Origin of the sequence: Sphingopyxis sp. PET50 (assembly GCF_025244705.1) — a bacterium.
GTDB lineage: Bacteria > Pseudomonadota > Alphaproteobacteria > Sphingomonadales > Sphingomonadaceae > Sphingopyxis.
Genome location: NZ_CP104207.1, coordinates 2,918,991 through 2,938,728, shown reverse-complemented (window position 1 = coordinate 2,938,728; position 19,738 = coordinate 2,918,991). Strand labels below are relative to the sequence as shown.

Below are 19,738 nucleotides of genomic sequence, written 5' to 3'. Positions count from 1 at the left end.
TGTGAGGTCGGCGTCAGGCCTGGACGATCGGCTCGAAACCCCCATAGATCATCCGCATTCCGTCGAACGGCCGGTCTTCCGCGGGTTCGGGCGTCATCCGCTCGTCGGCCATCACCTTTTCCCAGCCCGCGACGCGTGCTTCCTTGCTCGGCCATTCGACCCAGCTGTAGATCACGCTCTCGCCATCCTTGCGGTGCGCGGCGCGGTTGTAGTCGGTGACCTTGCCGTCGGGGACATCGTCGCCCCACGCCTCGACGACGCGCGTCGCACCATATTCGATGAACACGTCCGACGCCATTTTGGCGAGGCTCAGATAGCGCCCCTTGTTCGCATCGGGCACCGGCGCGACAAAGCCGTCGACATAGCCGGTGGTGCCGGTGCCGGACTCGTCGAGGATCGAATCGAAACCGGCATAGATCATCCGCGACCCGTCGAAGGGCATGTTCGTGCCCATCGCCTCCATGCGCGGATCGCTCATCATCTTCTCGGTCGCGGCGTCGCGGGTGGCGCGGTCGGGATATTCGAACCAGCTGAACACGACGGTCTCGTCTTCCTTCGCCTGCACCGCGCCCCTGAAGTCGTTGACCTTGCCGTCGGGCACGTCGTCGCCCCAGCATTCGACCATCCGCGTCGCGCCGAACTCCCGGAACAGCGGCGCGGCGTCGGCGGCATGCTTGCGATAGGCTTCCTTGTTGGCGGTCGGCACCGCGACCACAAATCCTTCGACATAGGTCATCTTGCTTCTCCTTCTGCCCCTCTACATCCCCTCCCCTGAAGAGGAGGGGCTATTTCTCGTCAGGCGGGTGGTCCCGCCTCTTCGCTGAAGGCAGCGAGCTGTGCCGCGAGCGCGCGCTGGAAGGCGGGGCGGGCGAGGCAGCGGTCGAGATAGGCCTGCAGCCGCGGCTGTTCGGCGACCAGCCCCGCCTCGACCGCCTCGCGCAGCACCGTCGCCATCGCGATGTCGGCGACGGTGAATTCGCCCGCCAGATAGGACTTGTCGCCGATCGCGTCGTTCAGGCGGCCGAGCTAGCCCTGGATGAATTCGATCAGGCTGGGGCGGCGCAGCGTCGCCCATTCCTCGTCCCTGGCGAACAGGTCGACATTGCCGAGCTCGAACAGCATCGGCTCGACGCTGTTATAGGCGGCGAACAGCCAGGCGAGCGTGTTGGCGCGCTGCTGCGGATCGCGCGGCATCAGCCGCGCGTCCTTTTCCGCGAGGTGGAGGAGGATCGCGCCGCTCTCGAACAGGCGGATGCCGCCGTCATTGAGCACCGGCACCTGCCCCCAGGGCTGGAACAGGAAATGGTCGGCGGGGCGGTTGATCGCGCTGATCAGATGCTCGGCATAATCGAGTCCGATCTCCTCGCACGCCCAGCGCGGACGCAGGTCGCGGACGAAACCGCGCGCGAAATCGGGCACCCAGTCGAAGGCCGTGACTTCAAGGCTGCTGTCGGGGTTCACGGGCATCGGTCAGCTCCTCTTCGTTCAGCTTCTTTTCCGCCATATTGGCGAAGGCGATTCCGCTATCGGGCCGGTCCCCTCGACAGCGGGATCAGCGCGCGGACGCGCGGGTCGCGCAGCCACAGCCCGCCCCACAGCATCAGGCCCAGGTACACGCCGAACAGGCTGTGGCTGAACAGCGGGCTGCCGATGCGGACATGGGTCGCGATCGCCCCGCCGAGATAGCCGGTGATCAGGATCGCGCCGAGGATCGCGGTGGGCCGCCAGATATGGAGGATCGTCGGGACCAGCAGCAGCGTGCCGAGCAGGTACATGGTGCCGGTATCGAGCGGCCAGCCGAGGCCGGGCGGGCTGTACCGGATCGCCATATGCGGCGCCGCGAGCTTGAGCCCGGCGTCGAAGAGGAGGAAGAGGATCACCAGTCCGCTCATGATGCGTCCGGCGATCGACTGGCCCTTGGCGGGGACTGCATCGGCCATCGCTTCCTCCTCCCCCCGGTTCCTGTCAGGCCGACGCTTCGGCGGGTTCGCCGGCGGGGATCGCCGCCGGGTCCATCCACATCACTTCCCAGATATGGCCGTCGGGGTCCTCGAAGCTGCGGCCATACATGAAGCCGCCATGATCCTGCGTCGGGGTCGGGTCGGCCTTGCCGCCCGCGGCGACCGCCTTCGCGACCTGGCTATCGACCGCCTCGCGGCTCTCCGCCGACACGCAGAGCAGCACCTGCGCGGTGGTATGCGCGTCGGGGATCGCCTTGGGGGTGAAGGTCGCCCATTTCTCGTGCGTCAGCAACATGGTGTGGATCACGTCGCTCAGCACCATGCAGGCCGCGGTGTCGTCGGTGAAGGCGGGGTTGTTGGTCGCGCCGACCGCCTCGTAGAAGGCCTTGGATTTCGCGAGGTCGGCGACCGGAAGGTTGATGAAGATCATTTGGGACATCTGCTCTCTCCTTGGGGGTGTTTCCGATGGTCAGCGCGGATGCCGATGCCCCGCCATAGCCTCGCCGGTCATGCCGTTTCTCCCCGGCCGAACAGCATGAGGATGTAACGCCGCAAATGGGCGACACTTTCCCGCGCAATCGCCGGATCGTTCGTCGTTTTCGCCAGGACGAAGCCGCCCTGCAGCACCGACTGGACATGCCGCGCCAGATCGGGCGCAGTCACGCCCGGCGGCGCGCCATAGGCGTCGATCGCCGCCTCGATGTCGGGGGCCAGCGCGTCGCAATAGGCGGCGATGCTCGCTTCGCAGGCGAGCCGGATCGGCTCGCTGGTCGCATAGGCGTCCTGCACCATCGTGCCGATGAAGCAGATGAAGCCGTCGACCGGGCCGTGAAGCATCGAGAAGCGGAAATCGATATGGCCGAGCAGTCGGTCGAGCGGATCCTTGAGCTTCGTGTGCGGCAGCATCTCGAACATCGGCCGCGCGCGCTCGGTCCAGGCCTCGGCGGCCGCGACCGCCAGCGCTTCCTTCGAGGCGAAATGGTGAAAGAAGGCGCCCTTGGTGACGCCCGCCGCGGCGCAGATATCGTCGACGCTCGTCGCGGCGTAGCCCTGCCGGCGCACGGTCGTGTGCGCCGCCGCGATCAGCGCCGCCCGCGCACTCCCCCGCGCCGCCCGCCCGCGCGGCGCGGGCCCCGGCCGCGCCGCCATCGGATCCGGAAGAAGAGGGGGGCTGAGTCGCTGTCATGCGAATCAACATACCGACCAGTTGGTATGGTGTCAACGGGCAACCGCGACTGCCCCGGTGTCGCGCGGCGCGGCACTTTCGCCAACTTCCAAAAAGACTCGCCTTCCGCCGACTTTACCCTAAAAGACGATGAGAACAAAGCGGGCACATCGTCCGCCTTGCGGGGGGTGTCATGGTCGCGATCGTTTCCACCGTCGCCTATCTCGGTCTCGAAGCGCGCGGGGTCGAGGTGCAGTGCCAGATCACCCCCGGCCTGCCGCGCTTCGTCGTCGTAGGCCTGCCCGACAAAGCGGTCGGCGAAAGCCGCGAGCGGGTGCGGGCGGCGATCGCCGCGATCGGCCTGTCGCTGCCGCCCAAGGTCATCACCGTCAACCTGTCGCCCGCCGACCTGCCCAAGGAAGGCTCGCACTACGACCTGCCGATCGCGCTCGCCCTGCTCGGCGCGATGGGGGTGATCGACCCCGAAACGCTCTCCTCCTATGTCGTCGTCGGCGAACTCGGTCTCGACGGCCGAGTCGCGGCTTCGCCCGGCGTGCTGCTCGCCGCGCTCCATGCGGGCAGCCAGGAGCGCGGGCTGATCTGTCCCGTCGCGCAGGGACCCGAGGCGGCGTGGGCGGGCAATGTCGAGGTGCTCGCGGCGCCCGACCTCCTGTCGCTGCTCAACCATTTCAAGGGCCGCGCGCTGCTCGCCCCGCCGCGGCCGGGCGAGGTCGAGGAGCCGCGCCGCACCGCCGACCTCGCGCAGGTCAAGGGGCAGGAGGTCGCCAAGCGCGCGCTCGAAATCGCCGCGGCGGGCGGCCACAATCTGCTGATGGTCGGCCCGCCCGGCGCGGGCAAGTCGCTGATGGCGGCGTGCCTTCCCGGTATCTTGCCCGACCTCGATCCCGGCGAGGCGCTCGAGGTGTCGATGATCGCCTCGGTCGCGGGGCAGCTCGAGGGCGGGCGCCTGATCCGCGCGCGCCCGTTCCGCTCGCCGCATCACTCGGCGTCGATGCCCGCGCTCGTCGGCGGCGGCCTGCGCGTCCGGCCGGGCGAGGTCAGCCTCGCGCATCTCGGCGTATTGTTCCTCGACGAACTCCCCGAATTCCAGCGCACGGTACTCGATTCGCTCCGCCAGCCGCTCGAAACGGGCGAGGTCAGCGTCGCGCGCGCCAACGCCCATGTCACCTTTCCCGCCCGCGTGCAGATGGTCGCGGCGATGAACCCGTGCCGCTGCGGCCATCTCGGCGACCCCGCACTCGCGTGCAGCCGCGCGCCGCGCTGCGCCGCCGATTATCAGGCGAAGGTGTCGGGCCCCTTGCTCGACCGCATCGACCTGCATGTCGAGGTGCAGGCGGTCAGCGCCGCCGATCTCGTCCTGCCGCCGCCATCGGAAGGCAGCGCCGAGGTCGCCGCGCGCGTCGCGGCGGCGCGGGACCTGCAGACCCGTCGCTATGTCGACCACCAGGCGCGCACCAATGCCGAGATCGACGGCACCTTGCTCGAGGCCGTCGCGACGCCCGACGAACCGGGGCGCAAACTGCTCGCGCAGGCGGCGGAGGCGATGCGGCTGTCGGCGCGGGGTTATACGCGCATCCTGCGGGTGGCGCGGACGATCGCCGATCTGGCGGGCGCCGCCACCATCGGCCGCATCCATCTCGCCGAGGCGCTGAGCTATCGGCGGCAGGCGCCGCGCAGCTGATGGACGATATCCGCTTCGACGCCGAAATCGTCGAATGGCGCGGTCCGGCGCCCTTCCTGTTCGCGCCGGTCCCCGACGCCGAGGTCGCCGCGATCCGCTACGCCGCGCTCTCCGAAAGCTATGGCTGGGGCGTCGTTCCCGTCGTCGCGACGATCGGCGCGACCACCTTCGCGACGTCGCTCTTCCCGCGCGGCGGCACCTATATGTTGCCGGTCAAGGTCGCGGTGCAGCGCGCCGAAGGCGTCGGCCTGGGCGACACCGTGCGGGTGGCGATGCGGGTCGGCCGCCCGGGGCGGGGGTGAGGCCGAAAGCGCGCGCGGCGATGGTAAAGATTTTCCAACCTCTTGCTGCCATAGGGAGTGGATGACCCTGGCGGGCGATCCTCTTTCGAAGCTCCGCGGCCGGCTGCTGTTCGGCCTCGCGCTGCTTTTGCTCGCCTTCTCCGTATCGCCGGCGAAGGCGGTGACGCTGAATGGCGGCGGCGCGCTCTGCCATGCGGTCAGCGATCGCGCGCTGCCCGACGGCGAATTTGGCGCGCTCCGTTTTTCCTGCGCCGGAACGCCCGCCGGTTATAACAGCGGCAGCCTGTGGCTGCGCACCGACCCCGCCCGCCTGTCGCTGGCCCGGCGCGACCTGGCGCTGCTCGTCCACCAGTCGCGCTTCGACCGGCTCGCGGTCGCCTTCACCTACGCCGACGGCCAGACGCGCTGGCAAGACGTGCGGCAGGGCGACTATGGCGCGCACTGGCGCGCGGGCGGCCAGATATTGTTCGAGGCGCCCGAACGCGGCGTGCCGCTGACCTCGGTCACGATGCGCTTCGACGGGCTGGCGAGTTTCGGGCTGCTCCGCGCGCGGCTGTTGCCGAAGGGCGAGGCGGTGGTCCAGTCGACCGGCATGGCGGTCGGCGTCGGCGCCGCGCTGACGCTCCTGCTGGTCAGCGGCATCTACAGCCTGTCGCTCGCGGTCGCGGTGCGCCGCCAATATCTCGCCTGGCAGGCGGCGTGGTCGGCGACGATGCTAATCTGGGGAGGGCTCTGGTCGCAGGCGCATCTGGCGCTCTTCCCCCGCCTCGCGGGAACCGTTTCGGCGCAGCTTTCGACCTTCCTCGCCTGTCTCGCCATCGCCATCGCCACCGCCAGCGCGGTGCTCGCGATCGAGCGCAGCGTCGTTCCGCGCTGGCTGCGGATCGGCGCGCTGCTGCTCGGCGCGAGCGTCGGGCTGATCGGCGTGCCGCTCGCGCTGATCCGCAGCGAAAGCCTGACCGAGTGGGCCGATATGCTGGGGCTGATCATCGTCGCCGACCTGATCGCGGTGGCGCTGTGCCTCGGCTGGGCGTGGCGCCGCGGGTCGGTCGAGGCGCGCGACTTCCTCGCCGCCTGGTGTCTGCCGATGGTCGTGCTCGGCTTCATCCATATCGTCGATGTCGACGACAGCGTGTGGGGCGGCGGATCGAAACTGCTCGTGCTGGCGGCGGCGACCTGGCAGGCCTTGTGGCTCTCGGCCTCGGCGACGCGGCGGCTGGCGCAGCTGCGGGTCGAGCGCGACAGCGCCCGCGCGTCGGAGGCGCTGGCGCAGCAACTGGCGCGGCGCGATCCGCTGACCGGCCTACGCAACCGCCGGGGTTTCGTCGACAGCGTGACGCCCCTGCTCGACCGGGCGCGCGCCGACGATCTGCCGGCGGCGCTGCTGCTCGTCGATATCGACCATTTCAAGTCGATCAACGACGTTCATGGCCATGATGCCGGCGACGAAGTGCTGTGCACGGTCGGCCAGCGGATCGCGCGCTGGGAAGGGCCGATGTGCACCGCCGCGCGGCTGGGCGGCGAGGAGTTCGGGCTGCTGACGGTGGGGATGGAGGGCATGGTGCTGGCGCGCTTCGCCGAAAGCGTGCGGCGCGGCATCGCCGCCTGCGATCACCGCGAGTCGATCGGCGAGCGCGCGGTCACCGCGAGCGTCGGCGTCGCCGAGATTCGCCCGGCGAGCGACTTCCAGCAGCTTTACCGGCTCGCCGACGAGGCGCTCTACGATGCGAAGCGCGCCGGGCGCGACTGCGTGATCATTCAGCGCGGCACGGGATTTCCGCCCGCGCCGGATGAAGGCTCGGGCCGCGAAAGCGTGCTGTCGAACGGATAAGCAGACCTGGCGCTCAGATCCCCAGCGACGCCGGCTTGTTCTCGACGACCTCCAGCGGCGGCGGCGCCTTCACGGCGCCCGCGCCGTGGCGGCGGTGCGACAGCTTGCCGTCGACCTTGCCGCCGTTCTCGATCGTGATCGTTTCATAGACGACGTCGCCGGTGATCCGCGCGGTCGAATGGACGATCAGCGTCTTGGCCTCGATCGACCCGTCGACCAGCCCCGCGATCTTGGCGGTCTCGGCGACGACCGCACCCTTGATCTCGCTCGCCTCGCCCTGGACCAGGTTGGCGCAGGTCAGGTCGCCGTCGATCTTGCCGTCGATGTGCAGGTCGACGCTGGCCGAAACATTGCCGGTGACGACGACGTCCGATCCCAGGATCGAGAAGGTCGTATGACGCGCGCCCGTCGCCATCTTAGCGGGCACCGGTGCGGGCGACGGAGCCGACTCGCTCGCGGGCGTCCGCTTTGACTTCAAGAACATCGGCTTTGGCCTCCAGGAAGCGGCGCGGGTTGACCGCGACGCCGTTCAGACGGACTTCGAAATGTAGGTGGCTGCCGGTCGAACGGCCGGTCGAGCCCATCTTCGCGATCTGCTCTCCCGCCGCAACCTGCTTGCCCACCGTGGCGGTGAACCCCGACAAGTGAGCATAGCGGGTCAATATGCCCTGTCCATGATCGACTTCGACGACATTGCCATAGCCCGATTTCTGTCCGACGAACACGACCTTGCCCGGCGCGGCGGCAAGGATCGGGGTGCCGATGGGGCCGCGGAAGTCGAGCCCCGCGTGCATCGCGCCGCCGCCGGTGAAGGGGTCGCTGCGATAGCCGAAGCCCGACGACATCATCAGCACGTCGGCGGGCTGTCCCGACGGCACCGCGACGAGCGTGCGTTCGAGCACTTCCATGCGGAACAGCGCGCCTTCGAGCGCGGCGAACGAGGGACCGAGCGCCTTGGCCTGGCCCATCTTGCCGCGATAGGGGATGAAGGGACCGCCGCGGCCGGCCTGCGCGTTGCGGACGAGCGCGCCGGGATTGAGGCCGAGCGCCGCGACGGCGGTTTCGGCCTTGGCGGCGCGTTCGTTGACGGCGGCGAGCAGGCGCGTCGCAAAGGCTTCCTGCCGGGTCTCGAGCTGCGCCAGCGCCTGCGCCTCGGGCGGCAGGCTAGGGTCGAGCGCGCTGGTCTTGAGCGGCGCGGCGGCGTCGGCCGCGGGTGCGGCCGCCGCTTCGCCGGTGACCGCGCCGGGTTCGGCGCCGAAGCTTTCCCTGTACCATTCGTCGAGCTGATCCTGGCGCTCGGCCAGGTCGGCGGCCGTCTCCGCCACGCTGTCACGATAGCGGGCGATCCGCTGTTCGGCGGCGGTGGCGGCGGCCTGCTGCTGCGCGACCGCGGCGCGTTCGTCGGCGGTCAGCAGCTGGTTGATCAGCACGGCGAGCATGGTGCCGGCCCAGAAGAGCAGCGCGGCCGCGGCGATCAGCGCGACGCGCTTCTGCCAGACGGCGCTGACACGCAGGAACCGGACATGGCCGTGCGTGCGAATGAAGATTTCATGGTCCTGAAACAGCGCGTCGAAGCGCTGGCGCCAATGGCGCAGGCCCGTGGATTTCGATGACAAGTGGCGACCCCATCTTGTATTATTGTGGAGCCCTCCGCCCCGAATGACGCGCGCCTTATCAGGAGTCCGCCCGACTCGCGAATCCTGCCGCCGCGACTCGCGCCGAGTCGAAAGGGGGATGCGGTGAACGGTGTCAAACGGTGGCAACGCTGCCATTTTGGCAGGATTTCGCGCCGAATCGCCGGGTAATATTGACGGCTTGCTTACCATTTTCGGCTAGTCCGGGGCGCGTGACCCATATGCCCAAAATGACCGTTCCGGCCGGAGCCGAACCCCTTTCCGGCGGCGCCGCGGAACGCGCCGCCCGGCCGCGTTCGGCGGTCAGCGACGGGGTCGGGATCGTCGGGCTGATCGGGCTGATCTCCTATCTGCTGATCGCGCGCTATGCGCCCGAGATCGCGGGCTTCCTGGGCATCGACTGGGGCAATCGCGGTCCGCTGAGCGGTCCCAATTCGGCGATCGCCAGCGTGCTGGCCTGCGCCATCCCGATGGTGCTGTGGTCGGTCTTTGTCGACAAGGTCCACCGCAATCCCTCGACCGGGATCGACTGGGCGCAGCGCCGTCCGTGGCGCGAGACGCTCGACATCAGCCTGACCAAGCTGACCGGCCTCTGGGCGACCTGGGCGATGATCGCGCTCACCTATGCGACGATGCGCTACTATTGGGAGGGACAGTACGAGTTTTCGATGGAGTTGCTGGAGCGCGTCGCGCCGTGGCTCCTGCTGATCTCGGTCCCCTATATGCTGTGGCTCGACCGCCGGCTGATCGAGCCGCGCGACGGCTGTTACCAGTTCGGACGCTGGCTCGTCGCGCCCAAGAAACGGGAGGGGGGCCAGCCGGTCGACGGCCGCGCGATCGGCCATCATTTCCGCGCCTGGGGCGTGAAGGGTTTCTTCACCGCCTTCATGCTGTCGATCGTGCCGGGCAATTTCGCGTCGCTCGTGACGGTCGAGATGAGCGAGGTGCTCGCCAACCCGTATATGACCGGGCTGTGGGCGATCAACCTGCTCTACCTCGTCGACGTCCATATCGCGACGGTCGGTTATATCCTGACCGCGCGGCCGCTCGATTCGCACATCCGCACCGCGAACCCCTATGGCATGGCGTGGGTCGCGGCGCTTATCTGCTACCCGCCCTTCATCCTGATGAATGGCGGTCCGCTCGACTATCAGGTGAACGGGTCGGACTGGGGCTATTGGCTCGAAGGGCACGACACTCTGATGATCCTGTGGGGGGTCGCGCTCGTCGGCCTGACCGCGGTCTACAGCTGGGCGACGATGGCGTTCGGCATCCGCTTTTCGAACCTGACGCACCGCGGGGTGCTGACCCACGGTCCGTACAGGTTCACGCGCCACCCCGCCTATCTCTCGAAGAACCTCAGCTGGTGGGTCGGCGCGCTGCCTTTTCTCGTCACCGATGGCGGCTGGACCGAGGGACTGCGCAACACGGTGCTGCTCGGCCTCGTGAGCGGCGTCTATTACTGGCGCGCCAAGACCGAGGAAAAGCATCTGCTCGCCGATCCGGCCTATCAGGCCTATTGGAACTGGGCGCAGGAGAATGCCGTCATCCCGCGCCTGTTCGCCAAGATCAGCGGCCGCAAGCGCCCGCTGATCCGGCTGGAGCCGGACGAGCGGATCGGGCCGGTGGCGTAAAAATCCTCCCCGCGAGGCGGACAGCGTTTTGACAGATCCCGCGCGGCGCGGACCGCCTCGCGCCGATGCCCTGCGCTATGCGATCAGCGCGCGCCGAGGGTGCGCAGACGGTCCTTCAGCACGGGCCAGGTACCGACGCCTTCGGCGACCGCGCCGTTGATGATGAAGGTGGGCGTGCCCTGGATGTTGAACTGCTCGTTGGCGGCGTTGACGCCCTTTTCGAGCGCCTCGAGGTTCGCCGTGTTGGCGAGGCAGCTGTTCACCTGTTCGGCGGTCATGCCGCGCGCCTGGAAGAAGGCGTCGAGCTTCAGCGCCTTGGCGAGCGCGGGGAAGCGCTGGGCGGGCGGCAGCTGCATCGCGGCCTCGGCGGCCGGGCCATTGGCCTGGGCGGCGGCGAAGAGATCGGCCTGCGACGCGAAGGTGTTTTCGGTCAGCGGGAAATAGCGTTCGACCGGGGCGCAGTGGATCACCGCGGCGGCGGTCAGGTCGATCGGGTCGCGGACATAGTTGCGCATTTCGAAGCTGACGCGGCCGGTATCGACGAAGTCGCGCGCGAGTTCCTCGTGGCTGGTGTTCGAGAAATCGGCGCAGTGCGAGCAGGTCAGCGAGCCATATTCGATCAGCTTGATCGGCGCGTCGGGATTGCCCATCAGCACGCCGCCCTCGGGCGTCTTGACGACGGTCTGCGACCAGCTCTTGCCCGCCGGGGCGGCGACCTTGGAGATCACGGCCTGTTCCTTGGCCGGGTCGGCGGTCTTGCTGTCGCCGCAGGCGGCGAGCGCGAGCGCGGTGATCGAGGTCAACAGGGCGGTACGCAGCAGGGTCATGTCTCGGTCTCTCCGGATAGGGGGAATGCGGCGGCTTTTACGAGGCCTTGAGCGCCGCGTCGAGTTTCGTTTTGAGCGCCTAGCCAGGCGGTGACGCCGGCTGTCGCGGCCGTTGATGAAGAAGGCGGGGGTGCCCGCGACGCGGTCGGCATTGCGGCCGATGTTGGTCATGCCGGTGAGCTCGGCCTGCGCGACCTCATTGTCGAGGCAGGCATTCTGCTGCGCCGCCGTATAGCCCCGCGCGGTCATGATGGCGGCGAGGCCGGTGTCGGCGGCGATTCTGCGCGCGCGCTGGCCGGTAGTGCCCTCGAACCAGGCGGACTTTTGCGCGTCGCTGGCCTTGGTCACCTTGTCGAGCAGCGCGGGCTGTCCGGCGAAGATCGCCGCGTGATTGCCGGCGAACGCCTTGGGCCCGCCGCAGCGCGCGAGCAGCGCCGCGGTCATGTCGATCGGATCGCGCACGAGGTTGCGATATTCGAACAGCACCAGCCCGGTGTCGATATATTGCGTCTTCAGCGGCGCCGATCCCGCCTTCGCGAAATCGCCGCAGATATGGCAGGTGTAGCTGAAATATTCGACCAGCTTCACCTTCGCCGCGGGGTTGCCGACGCTGTAGGCGCCGATGCTGCTGGTGGTGACGGTCGCCGACCAGTTCGGTCTGGCGGCGGGCTTGGCCGGCGCGGCGGCGGCGGTGGAAAGCACGAGCGCCGCCGCGGCGAGCAGGGCGGCGGCGAGGCGGGGGCGGAATTCGGGCATCATCGCGGGACGGCTCTTTTCTTCAACTGATGCGGGGAGGCCTGGGCGCGGCGCCGAGTCCCGCGGCCATCCGTTCGAGGACGGTGCGAAGCTCGGGGTCGCCGATGTCGCGCAGACTGTCCCCCAGTTCGGCGGGTATGGGTTTCAGCATTGCCGGTTGCTGAACGGCGGGCGCGGGGCTGACCTGACCATGCGTCATGCGCACGCTGGCGATCGCGGCATAGCCGAAGAAGCGGTTGACCGCGGCGATCAGGTCGGGGGCGACATGCTGGAGCATCGGGGCGTGGGCGCCGCTGATCGTCAGGTGCAGCGTGCCGCCCGCCTTTTGCCCTGCGGGAAAGCGGATCATCGCGGGCTGGGTGACGTCGGCGAGCCGGTCGCCGACGATCTCGCGCCAGCGGCTGACCACCGACGACTGGATGAAGCCGAATTTGCGAAAGGCGGTGCGGCCGATTTCGGGGACAAGGTCCGAAATGGCGCGCGCCTCGCCGCCGCGCGGCCGTTCATAGGGGCGCGCGGGCGGCTTGGCGGCCTTCGCGTTGCGCTTCGCCTTTTTGGCCGCTTCGTCCTGTCCCGCGTCTTTCGCCATGGCGGCCGCCATGCCATAGGCGGGGGGTGAGCGTCCAGAGTTCCCAACCTATGATTTCCCCGAAGTCCCTCCCCTTCAGGGGAGGGCAGCGAGACTTGGGAACTTGTTCCCTAGTCGTAGCGGGTGGGGGCCATCGTCCTTGCGCAAGGCTGATGGACCCCACCCCAACCCAGTGTCAGGTAAACCGTCCCCCGGACGTTTTAGGTCATGCCGGGGGCATGACCGACCTGACACTCCTGAAGGGGAGGGGCTCGGTGTGACCGCCGACGCCGGTTTTTCGCATCGCCTGCTCGGCTGGTACGACCGGTCGGCGCGGGTGCTGCCCTGGCGGGTGCCGCCGGGAAGCGATGCGGTGCCCGACCCTTATGCCGTGTGGATGGCCGAAGTCATGCTGCAACAGACCACGGTCGCGGCGGTCGCGGGCTATTTCGAGCGATTCATGACGCGCTGGCCGACGGTCGGCGATCTGGCGGCGGCCGAGGATGCCGACGTCATGGCGGCGTGGGCGGGTCTGGGCTATTATACGCGGGCGCGCAACCTGCTCGCCTGCGCGCGCGCGGTGGTGGCGGATCATGGCGGGGCGTTTCCCGACAGCGAGGCCGGGCTGCGCGCGCTGCCGGGGGTCGGCGACTATACGGCGGCATCGGTGGCCGCGATTGCCTTCGGACGCGCTGCGGTGGTCGTCGATGCCAATATCGAGCGGGTGGTCGCGCGGCACCGGCTGATCCTGACCCCGCTGCCCGCGGCGAAGCGCGCGGTCAAGGCGGCGCTGGCGCCGCTGGTGCCGGCGGCCCGGCCGGGCGATTTCGCGCAGGCGATGATGGACCTGGGCGCCACCATCTGTATCCCGCGCAGTCCCGCCTGCGGCATTTGTCCGCTGCTGGCCGATTGCCGGGCGCGCGGCCGCGACGATATCGACCGCATTCCGGCGAAGGCACCGAAGAAGGCGAAGCCGCAGCGCCACGGGCTGGCGCACTGGATCGAGCGCGACGGCAAGCTCTGGCTGGTGCGGCGGCCCGACAAGGGCATGCTCGGCGGGATGCGCGCGCTGCCCGGCGGCGAGTGGACGGCCGAGGCGCCGCGCGAGTCGGGGATCGTGTCGGTCGACCACAGCTTCACCCATTTCGACCTGCGGCTGACGCTGGTGCGTAGGAAAGTGTCAGATGCCGCAGCGGAAGGCGAGTGGTGGCCGATCTCGGACCTTGACGCGGCGGGGCTGCCGACGCTCTATCGCAAGCTGACCGACAAGATGCTGGAGAGAGTTGCATGAACATGATGGTCACGCGCCGCGCGATGCTCGGCGGCATGGCGCTCGGCGGAAGCGGATTGCTTCTTCCCAAGGCCGCCTGGGCGTTCAAGGAAGGCGGGGCACAGCTCTATCCCGCGACCCATGCGTTCATCGAGGGTTTCGTCGACCGGCGCGAACTGGCGGGGGCGCTGGCCGCGATCGGCAAGGGGCAGGCGGACGCGACCTTCTTCGGCGCCGGGGTGCAGTCGCTGAGCGACGCGGTGCCGGTAGGCCCCGACACGCTGTGGCGGCTCTATTCGATGACCAAGCCGGTCACCGGCATCGCCGCGATGCTGCTGATCGAGGACGGCAAGATGAAGCTCGACCAGCCGATCGCCGATTTCCTGCCCGCCTTTGCCCATATGCAGGTGCAGAACACCCCCGACGGGTCGATCACCGACGTGCGGCCCGCGAAGACGCCGATCACGGTGCGCCATTTGCTGACCCACACCGCGGGGCTGGGGTACAACATCATCCAGAAGGGGCCGATCAAGAAGGCCTATGACGACAATGGCATCGTCGGCGGTCAGGCGAGCCGCCTGCCGATCCCCGGCCTGCCGCCGGTGACCCCGGCGCCGAGCCTGGCGGTGATGGCCGACCGGCTGGCGACGCTGCCGCTTGTCTATGAGCCGGGGACGAAGTGGAGCTATTCGATCGGGCTCGACCTGATGGGGCGGGTGATCGAGGTGGTGTCGGGGCAGGCGTTCGACGCCTTTCTGAAGGCACGGCTGTTCGACCCGCTCGGCATGACGAGCACCGGTTTCATGGTCGAGAAGAAGGACATCGGGCGCTTCACGAGCAATTATGCGGCGTTCGGCGGCGCGCTGATCCCCTTCGATCCGGCGAACAGCTCGATCTATCTCGACAAGCCGCCCTATCCGTTCGGCGGCGGCGGTCTCGTGTCGAGCGCGCGCGATTACGACCGCTTCCTCGCGATGCTGCTCGGGGAAGGCGAGGTTGGGGGCGAGACGGGCGGCAAGCGCATCATGACCGTCGAGACGGCACGGCTGGCAATGTCGAACATGCTCGACGACAGCGTCGACCGGAAGGGGACGTTCGTCGATGGGCAGGGCTTCGGTGCCGGCGGGCGCGTGTCGCTGCCGGCCTCGCCGGGCGGCGAAGGGCTGTTCGGCTGGGCCGGGGCGGCCGGGACGATCGGCTTCGTCCATCGCGGGCTCGGCTATCGCGTCGGCGGCTATACGCAGATCATGCCGCCCGAGACGGTGAGTTTCCAGGCGAAGTTCGGCGAAACGGTGATCAAGGACATCGTGGGCTGATGCCGCTGCCCTTGGGGTTCACCGGCGCGACGCTCGACCGCGCCGATCAGGTTCGTGTCGATGCGGCGGCGTTCGCGGGGGTGGTCGCCGACCCGCGCGCGCTGTGCCTCGCGCTCGACGGGATAGATTTCGTGCCGGGCGAGGGCGGCGGGCTGCGCTGGGAACCGCTCGACCCCGCCGATGCGCGTCCCGTGATGCTGCTCGGCATCGACGCGGCAGGGGTGCCGTATTTCGTGCGCGAACCGGCGGCCGGCCAGCGGATCGACGCGCGCTCGCGGACGGTGATGCGGCTGTTGCCTTTGCTGTCGCAGGAGGAAGCGGCGCTGTACGGCGGCGCGCGCAGTCTGGTCGACTGGCATGCGCGGCATCGCTTCTGCGCGGTGTGCGGCGCGGGAACCGAGCTCTTCCGCGGTGGCTGGGGCCGCAAGTGCGGCGCGTGCGGTTCCGAACATTTCCCGCGCGTCGATCCGGTCGTCATCATGCTGGCCGAATGCGGGGACCGGGTGCTCGTCGGGCGCCAGCCGGGTTTTCCGCCGGGCTTTTTCTCGGCGCTGGCGGGTTTTGTCGAGCCGGGCGAATCGCTCGAGGAAGCGGTGGCGCGAGAATTGTTCGAGGAAGCGGGTATCCGCGTGTCGGACGTGACCTATGTCGCGAGCCAGCCCTGGCCCTTTCCCTCGTCGCTGATGGTCGGCGCGCGCGCAGTGACAAAGGATCCCGCGCTGACGCTCGACACGACCGAGATCGAAGCGGCCATGTGGGTCGACCGCGCCGAGGTGCGCGCGGCGCTGGCGGGCGAGATGGGCGCCAGCTTCATGGCGCCGCCGCCGCTGGCGATCGCGCGCTATCTGCTGGAGGATTGGGCGGGGTAGGTTGGCTGAGGTCGGGCGGTGGCGGACGCTAGAAATCCTCCCCGCTTGCGGGGAGGTGGCAGCGCGAAGCGCTGACGGAGGGGGGCCTCGGTCTTACGCGACGCCGCTTAAGGCCGATAACCCCCTCCACCACGCCCTGCGGGCGCGGTCCCCCTCCCCGTGCCGGGGAGGATCTTTATGTCCGCTCCCCACCCCGAAGCGGACATCCGCCTGGGCGTCAGCAACGCGACAATCGAAAAGTCGGCGTGGTTTACAGCCGCCGCCCGGTAATCCGGCTGATTTCCTTGGCTACCATCGCCTCGACCATGGCGGGCAGGTTGGTGTCGAGCCATTCCTTGAGCATCGGGCGCAGCGCGTCGAGGACGACTTCCTCCATCGTGCGGCCCGCGGCGGGCGCGGCAACGGCGGCGCTGACGGCGGGCGCGACCGCGGCGGTCAGCGCTTCGAGCGACTGGCGCGCGGCGTCGGCGCTGGCGGGCGACACCAGTTCGTCGGCTTCGGGGATGGTTTCAGCGGCGGCGGTTTCGGCCGCGGCGTCCTTGTCCTGCAGTTCCAGGATTTCCTCGACCTGCGCCGGGGCGCGGGTTTCGCGCGCGGCGCCGGGGGCTTCGTCCCGCGCGATGACGCGCCGAATCGACGACAAAATGTCTTCCATCGACGGTTCACGCGACATGTCGCCCATTATGGCCCCCTGCGGCATCGTCCGAAAGCCGGGCGATTAACCATGTTCATACCGGTGCCGGGGGATGCTTGCCAAGCCTTATTGTGGCGTCAGCGGATCGCCGCACGGGCACGCCGGCGTCGGCAGCGGGAACGCTTCGCGTGTCGGTCGCGACCTGTTGCGGCTTCGGATCGTCGTCCCAGTCGGAAATCTTGCCCTTCACGCGCCGGTAGTTGACGTCGGGGTCGTAGAGCGCGCCGCCCTCGATCCCCAGATCGCGCGCTTCGGCCTTGCCCATCGCGGCGAGCACCGAAAAAGCCGCGACATAGGAGTTGCGGCGCGCCGAGACGAGCTGGACCTGGGTGTTCAGATATTCCTGTTCGGCGTTCAATATGTCGAGGATCGACCGCGTGCCGACGCTGTTTTCGGCGCGCACGCCCTCCAGCGACAGGGCGTTGGCGCTCACCGCCTGCTCGGTCGCGGCGATGATCCGCTCGTTCGCTTGCCAGGCGGCATAGGCGCCGCGCGTCTGGGCGATGACGCCGCGCTCGGTCTCGACATAGGCCTCGATCGCCTGGCTGCTCCGCGACTGTGCCTGCCGCACCTGCGCCGCCGGGCGGCCGCCCTGGAACAGCGGGATGGTCAGCGATACCGCGGCCTGGGTGCTGGTCGTGGTATTTTCCGAGGTCGCGCTGGTCACCGAGTGGAGATTGTTGTTGTAGCCGCCGCTGAGTGTCGTCGACAGGTGCGGCAGGCGCGCCGCGCGGGCGACGCCGATATCGGCGCGGCTGGCGTTGACGAGCTGGTTCGCCGCCTCGATGTCGGGATTGTTGGTGAGCGCGATCGCGACGGCTTCCTCCGCCGTCGCGGGCAGATTGGGCAGCTGCGGCGGCTGTTCGAGATCGACCGGCGCATCGCCGACAAGGCGGATATAGGCCTCGCGGCTGCCGATCAGGTTCGATTCGGCGGTGCGCAGATCGCCCTCGGCGAGCGCGAGCCGCGCCTCCGACTGGGCGACGTCGGTGCGCGTCAGGTCGCCGATCTCGAACCGGTCGCTCGTCGCCTGCAAATTGGTGCGCAGGACGGAGACATTCTTCTGGTTGAGCTGGACGATAGCCTGGTCGCGGATCACGTCCATATAGGCGCCGACGGTCTGGGCGAAGATGCTGGCCTCGGTCGCGCGCAGGTCGGCCTGGCCCGCCTCGACGCGATATTTGGCGGCCTTCACCGCATTTTTCACCGCGCCGCCCTGATAGATGGGCACGGTGAGCTGGCCGCCGACCGACAGGGTGCGCTTGGGCGAAAAGAAGCTGTTGCCGGGCAGCACCAGATTTTCCTGATAATCGACCCCAGTGCCCAGCGAGGGCAGGCCGTCGGCCTTGCGGATCGGCACATTTTCGTCGTTCGCGCGCTGGTAGGCGCGCGCCGCGGTCAGTGTCGGGTTGTTCTCATAGGCCTTGGCGAGCGCGCCCTGCAGCGTTTCGGCGTGTCCGGCGCCGGGCAGCGCCAGCGCGGCGACCGCGAGGCCGGCAAGCCAGCGGCCGCGGCGGGCGGAAGAGAGGGTCATGCGGTCGTGCGTCATCATGTCAGCCTGGAACGAGGGGGAGAAAGCGGCGCTCAGAACCGGAACCCGGCCGGCTTCGCGAAACCCGGCAGCGGCGCGACGTCCATGTCGGCAAAGGGGCGCAGCGCGATGGAGCCGCCGGTCTTGACGCCCTGGACGAGGCGGGTGACTGCGCCGTCGCGGATCGCGGCGACCAGCCGCCCGCCCTCGACGAGCTGGTCGGCGAGCGCCGAGCGGCAGGGTCTCGATCGCGCCTTCGACGATGATGCGGTCGAACAGGCCCTTGCCGGGCGCCCCGGCGGCGAGCGGGCCTTCGATCCAGACGATCCGGTCGTGCGCGGGTGCCATGGCGGCGAGTTCGCCCGCTTCCTCGAGCGCGAAGACCTCGGCGCCGAGCAGCGCGAGGCAGGCGGCCGAATAGCCGGTCGCGGCGCCGACGACCAGCACCCGCATCCCCGGGCGCACCATCGCGGCGACGAGCATCCTCCCCGTGACGAGCGGCGGATTGAGCGCGCGGCCGCCGCCGAGCGGGATCGCGCGATCCATATAGGCGACACTGGCGAAGGCCGGGGGCACATGCGCCTCGCGCGCCACCGCGCCCATCGCGCCGACGACCGCCGGGTCGATGACATCATTGGTGCGCAGCTGGCTGTCGACCATCGCAGCCCGCATTTCCGCGGCGGTAATTTCGTTCAATATCGTCGCCATCAGCGCTGTCCGATTCCTGGAATGACCCTGTGCTGCGGCCCGCTCTAGCTCAAGCGATGCTGTATTGCAATGCTAATACAGCAAAAGCGCCCGCAGCGCCGCGCATAGCTGTCCCGGTGGTCGCCGCCAAGCCCGGATCGGCGAATCCTTGACAAGGGTGCCAAAGCCCATCAGTAGCGCAAGCCCACCCGGGCCGTCCGTCAGGACCGGCCGTTCGGCATGAGGCCCGATGGCGGAGTGGTGACGCAGCGGACTGCAAATCAGCCGACGCGTCAGGAAATCCCAAGGCGATTTGCACGATTCGCGGTCCGTTCTCGCAACGGTTTTCTGCGGGCTACAGCTACCCATTGCAAAACGCCGCGCCCCAGATCGGCGGTGCGGCATGACCTTCCCCGACCGCGCCACGCTGGACAAATGGCTAAGCGAGCAACGCTCCCTGATCCGAGCCTACATGGACTGTGGAGAGCGACATGAGGCTGAGGAAGCGGAGGCCGAGCTGATCCGCGTCTTGGAGGCGCATGGGCATTTGCTGGAGCAGGGACAAGCCCTCTCCACCCAGGGGGAATCGTGATGGGCGAACGTGTGCTGGTTTTCGGCGGTCGCGACTTCGACGATGAGAACGCCGTGTTTGGCGCGCTTGATTGTCACGTCAATCCGCTCCGCGATACGGTAATTCAGGGCGGCGCCCCCGGAGCCGACAGGCTGGCCCGAGAGTGGTGCCGCCGTCACAATTGCCGGTGCGAGAATTTCCCCGCCGACTGGAAGGCCCGCGGTCTCGCGGCTGGGCCAATCCGCAACCAGAAGATGATCGACGAAGGGCGCCCCACGAAGGCGGTAAGCTTCCCCGGCGGTCGCGGAACCGCGGACATGGACCGCCGCGCGCGAGCCGCTGGTTTGCCCGTCTTTCGGTTTCTGGCCACCAACCCCACCGGAGCATCCCAGTGACGGGGCGGGGACAAGAGCGATGATG

21 protein-coding genes and 1 pseudogene are annotated in these 19,738 nt (G+C 68.7%); 9 read left to right on the top strand and 13 right to left on the bottom strand.

Translation table 11 applies throughout. The features are described 5' to 3' along the window. Nucleotides 1-13 precede the first annotated feature (13 nt). From N0A20_RS20785 to N0A20_RS15505, 6 genes are all read right to left on the bottom strand, one after another. On the bottom strand, nt 14-736 hold the full coding sequence (locus tag N0A20_RS20785; RefSeq protein ID WP_409574691.1) for a DUF1428 domain-containing protein: 723 nt from the start codon (nt 734-736) through the stop codon (nt 14-16). 59 nt (nt 737-795) lie between these two features. Further along, nucleotides 796-1,005: a glutathione binding-like protein gene (locus tag N0A20_RS20255; RefSeq protein WP_312846655.1), complete on the bottom strand. Its 210-nt coding sequence runs from the start codon at nt 1,003-1,005 to the stop codon at nt 796-798. Between the two features lie 21 nt (nt 1,006-1,026). Next, nucleotides 1,027-1,467, bottom strand: a complete 441-nt coding sequence (locus tag N0A20_RS15520) for a glutathione S-transferase N-terminal domain-containing protein (RefSeq protein ID WP_312846554.1) — start codon at nt 1,465-1,467, stop codon at nt 1,027-1,029. 56 nt (nt 1,468-1,523) lie between these two features. Beyond that, nucleotides 1,524-1,940 (bottom strand): DoxX family protein, encoded by a 417-nt coding sequence (locus N0A20_RS15515; protein ID WP_260581246.1) that lies wholly within the window; start codon nt 1,938-1,940, stop codon nt 1,524-1,526. A 25-nt stretch (nt 1,941-1,965) separates the two neighbouring features. Next, a complete protein-coding gene (locus tag N0A20_RS15510) occupies nt 1,966-2,400 on the bottom strand; it encodes a VOC family protein (RefSeq protein ID WP_260581245.1) in 435 nt (144 codons plus the stop codon). 68 nt (nt 2,401-2,468) lie between these two features. Next, entirely contained in the window at nt 2,469-3,110 is a 642-nt protein-coding gene (locus tag N0A20_RS15505) for a TetR/AcrR family transcriptional regulator (RefSeq protein WP_260581244.1), read from the bottom strand. A gap of 209 nt (nt 3,111-3,319) precedes the next feature. Here N0A20_RS15505 and N0A20_RS15500 point away from each other — a divergent pair, with 209 nt between their 5' ends. The 3 genes from N0A20_RS15500 to N0A20_RS15490 all read left to right on the top strand — a co-directional run bounded on the left by N0A20_RS15500 (nt 3,320) and on the right by N0A20_RS15490 (nt 6,961). Beyond that, entirely contained in the window at nt 3,320-4,828 is a 1,509-nt protein-coding gene (locus N0A20_RS15500; RefSeq protein WP_260581243.1) for a YifB family Mg chelatase-like AAA ATPase, read from the top strand. Next, nucleotides 4,828-5,130 carry a DUF1905 domain-containing protein gene (locus N0A20_RS15495; protein ID WP_260581242.1) on the top strand — a complete coding sequence of 101 codons (303 nt, stop codon included), beginning with the start codon at nt 4,828-4,830 and terminating at the stop codon, nt 5,128-5,130. The genes N0A20_RS15500 and N0A20_RS15495 overlap by 1 nt, the downstream gene beginning before the upstream one ends. A gap of 61 nt (nt 5,131-5,191) precedes the next feature. After that, a complete protein-coding gene (locus N0A20_RS15490; protein ID WP_260581241.1) occupies nt 5,192-6,961 on the top strand; it encodes a diguanylate cyclase in 1,770 nt (589 codons plus the stop codon). A 13-nt stretch (nt 6,962-6,974) separates the two neighbouring features. Here the strand turns inward: N0A20_RS15490 and N0A20_RS15485 are convergent, their stop codons facing one another. Beyond that, the gene (locus N0A20_RS15485; RefSeq protein ID WP_260581240.1) at nt 6,975-7,376 is read right to left on the bottom strand and encodes a polymer-forming cytoskeletal protein; all 402 of its coding nucleotides are present in this window, start codon (nt 7,374-7,376) and stop codon (nt 6,975-6,977) included. 1 nt (nt 7,377) lies between these two features. Next, entirely contained in the window at nt 7,378-8,577 is a 1,200-nt protein-coding gene (locus N0A20_RS15480; protein WP_260581239.1) for a M23 family metallopeptidase, read from the bottom strand. Nucleotides 8,578-8,825: 248 nt separating this feature from the next. Here N0A20_RS15480 and N0A20_RS15475 point away from each other — a divergent pair, with 248 nt between their 5' ends. Then, on the top strand, nt 8,826-10,229 hold the full coding sequence (locus N0A20_RS15475) for a methyltransferase family protein (RefSeq protein WP_260583927.1): 1,404 nt from the start codon (nt 8,826-8,828) through the stop codon (nt 10,227-10,229). A gap of 83 nt (nt 10,230-10,312) precedes the next feature. On the opposite strand, the gene N0A20_RS15470 is transcribed toward N0A20_RS15475, so the two are convergent. Together N0A20_RS15470 and N0A20_RS15465 are read right to left on the bottom strand one after the other, a co-directional pair. Next, nucleotides 10,313-11,815 (bottom strand): DsbA family protein, encoded by a 1,503-nt coding sequence (locus tag N0A20_RS15470; protein ID WP_260581237.1) that lies wholly within the window; start codon nt 11,813-11,815, stop codon nt 10,313-10,315. A gap of 19 nt (nt 11,816-11,834) precedes the next feature. Continuing rightward, complete coding sequence (locus tag N0A20_RS15465; protein WP_260581236.1) at nt 11,835-12,401, bottom strand: DUF721 domain-containing protein; 567 nt, start codon at nt 12,399-12,401, stop codon at nt 11,835-11,837. 256 nt (nt 12,402-12,657) lie between these two features. Here N0A20_RS15465 and N0A20_RS15460 point away from each other — a divergent pair, with 256 nt between their 5' ends. The 3 genes from N0A20_RS15460 to nudC are packed head-to-tail and all read left to right on the top strand — an operon-like array spanning nt 12,658 to nt 15,835. Next, nucleotides 12,658-13,671 carry an A/G-specific adenine glycosylase gene (locus N0A20_RS15460; RefSeq protein WP_260581234.1) on the top strand — a complete coding sequence of 338 codons (1,014 nt, stop codon included), beginning with the start codon at nt 12,658-12,660 and terminating at the stop codon, nt 13,669-13,671. Then, nucleotides 13,668-14,966 (top strand): serine hydrolase domain-containing protein, encoded by a 1,299-nt coding sequence (locus N0A20_RS15455; protein WP_260581233.1) that lies wholly within the window; start codon nt 13,668-13,670, stop codon nt 14,964-14,966. The genes N0A20_RS15460 and N0A20_RS15455 overlap by 4 nt, the downstream gene beginning before the upstream one ends. Continuing rightward, entirely contained in the window at nt 14,966-15,835 is an 870-nt protein-coding gene (nudC, locus tag N0A20_RS15450) for an NAD(+) diphosphatase (protein WP_260581232.1), read from the top strand. The genes N0A20_RS15455 and nudC overlap by 1 nt, the downstream gene beginning before the upstream one ends. 250 nt (nt 15,836-16,085) lie before the next feature. Here the strand turns inward: nudC and N0A20_RS15445 are convergent, their stop codons facing one another. The 3 genes and pseudogenes from N0A20_RS15445 to N0A20_RS20250 form a co-directional block, all read right to left on the bottom strand. Continuing rightward, nucleotides 16,086-16,517, bottom strand: a complete 432-nt coding sequence (locus N0A20_RS15445; protein ID WP_260581231.1) for a DUF2497 domain-containing protein — start codon at nt 16,515-16,517, stop codon at nt 16,086-16,088. Nucleotides 16,518-16,563: 46 nt separating this feature from the next. Next, entirely contained in the window at nt 16,564-18,063 is a 1,500-nt protein-coding gene (locus tag N0A20_RS15440; RefSeq protein WP_409574796.1) for a TolC family outer membrane protein, read from the bottom strand. A 399-nt stretch (nt 18,064-18,462) separates the two neighbouring features. After that, a pseudogene (locus N0A20_RS20250) lies at nt 18,463-18,663 on the bottom strand (protein-L-isoaspartate O-methyltransferase family protein); the annotation flags it as partial. Nucleotides 18,664-19,150: 487 nt separating this feature from the next. Between N0A20_RS20250 and N0A20_RS15430 the strand changes: the two are divergent. Further along, a complete protein-coding gene (locus N0A20_RS15430) occupies nt 19,151-19,339 on the top strand; it encodes a hypothetical protein (protein WP_260581229.1) in 189 nt (62 codons plus the stop codon). Beyond that, the gene (locus tag N0A20_RS15425) at nt 19,339-19,713 is read left to right on the top strand and encodes a DUF2493 domain-containing protein (RefSeq protein WP_260581228.1); all 375 of its coding nucleotides are present in this window, start codon (nt 19,339-19,341) and stop codon (nt 19,711-19,713) included. The genes N0A20_RS15430 and N0A20_RS15425 overlap by 1 nt, the downstream gene beginning before the upstream one ends. The last annotated feature ends 25 nt before the right edge of the window (nt 19,714-19,738 follow it).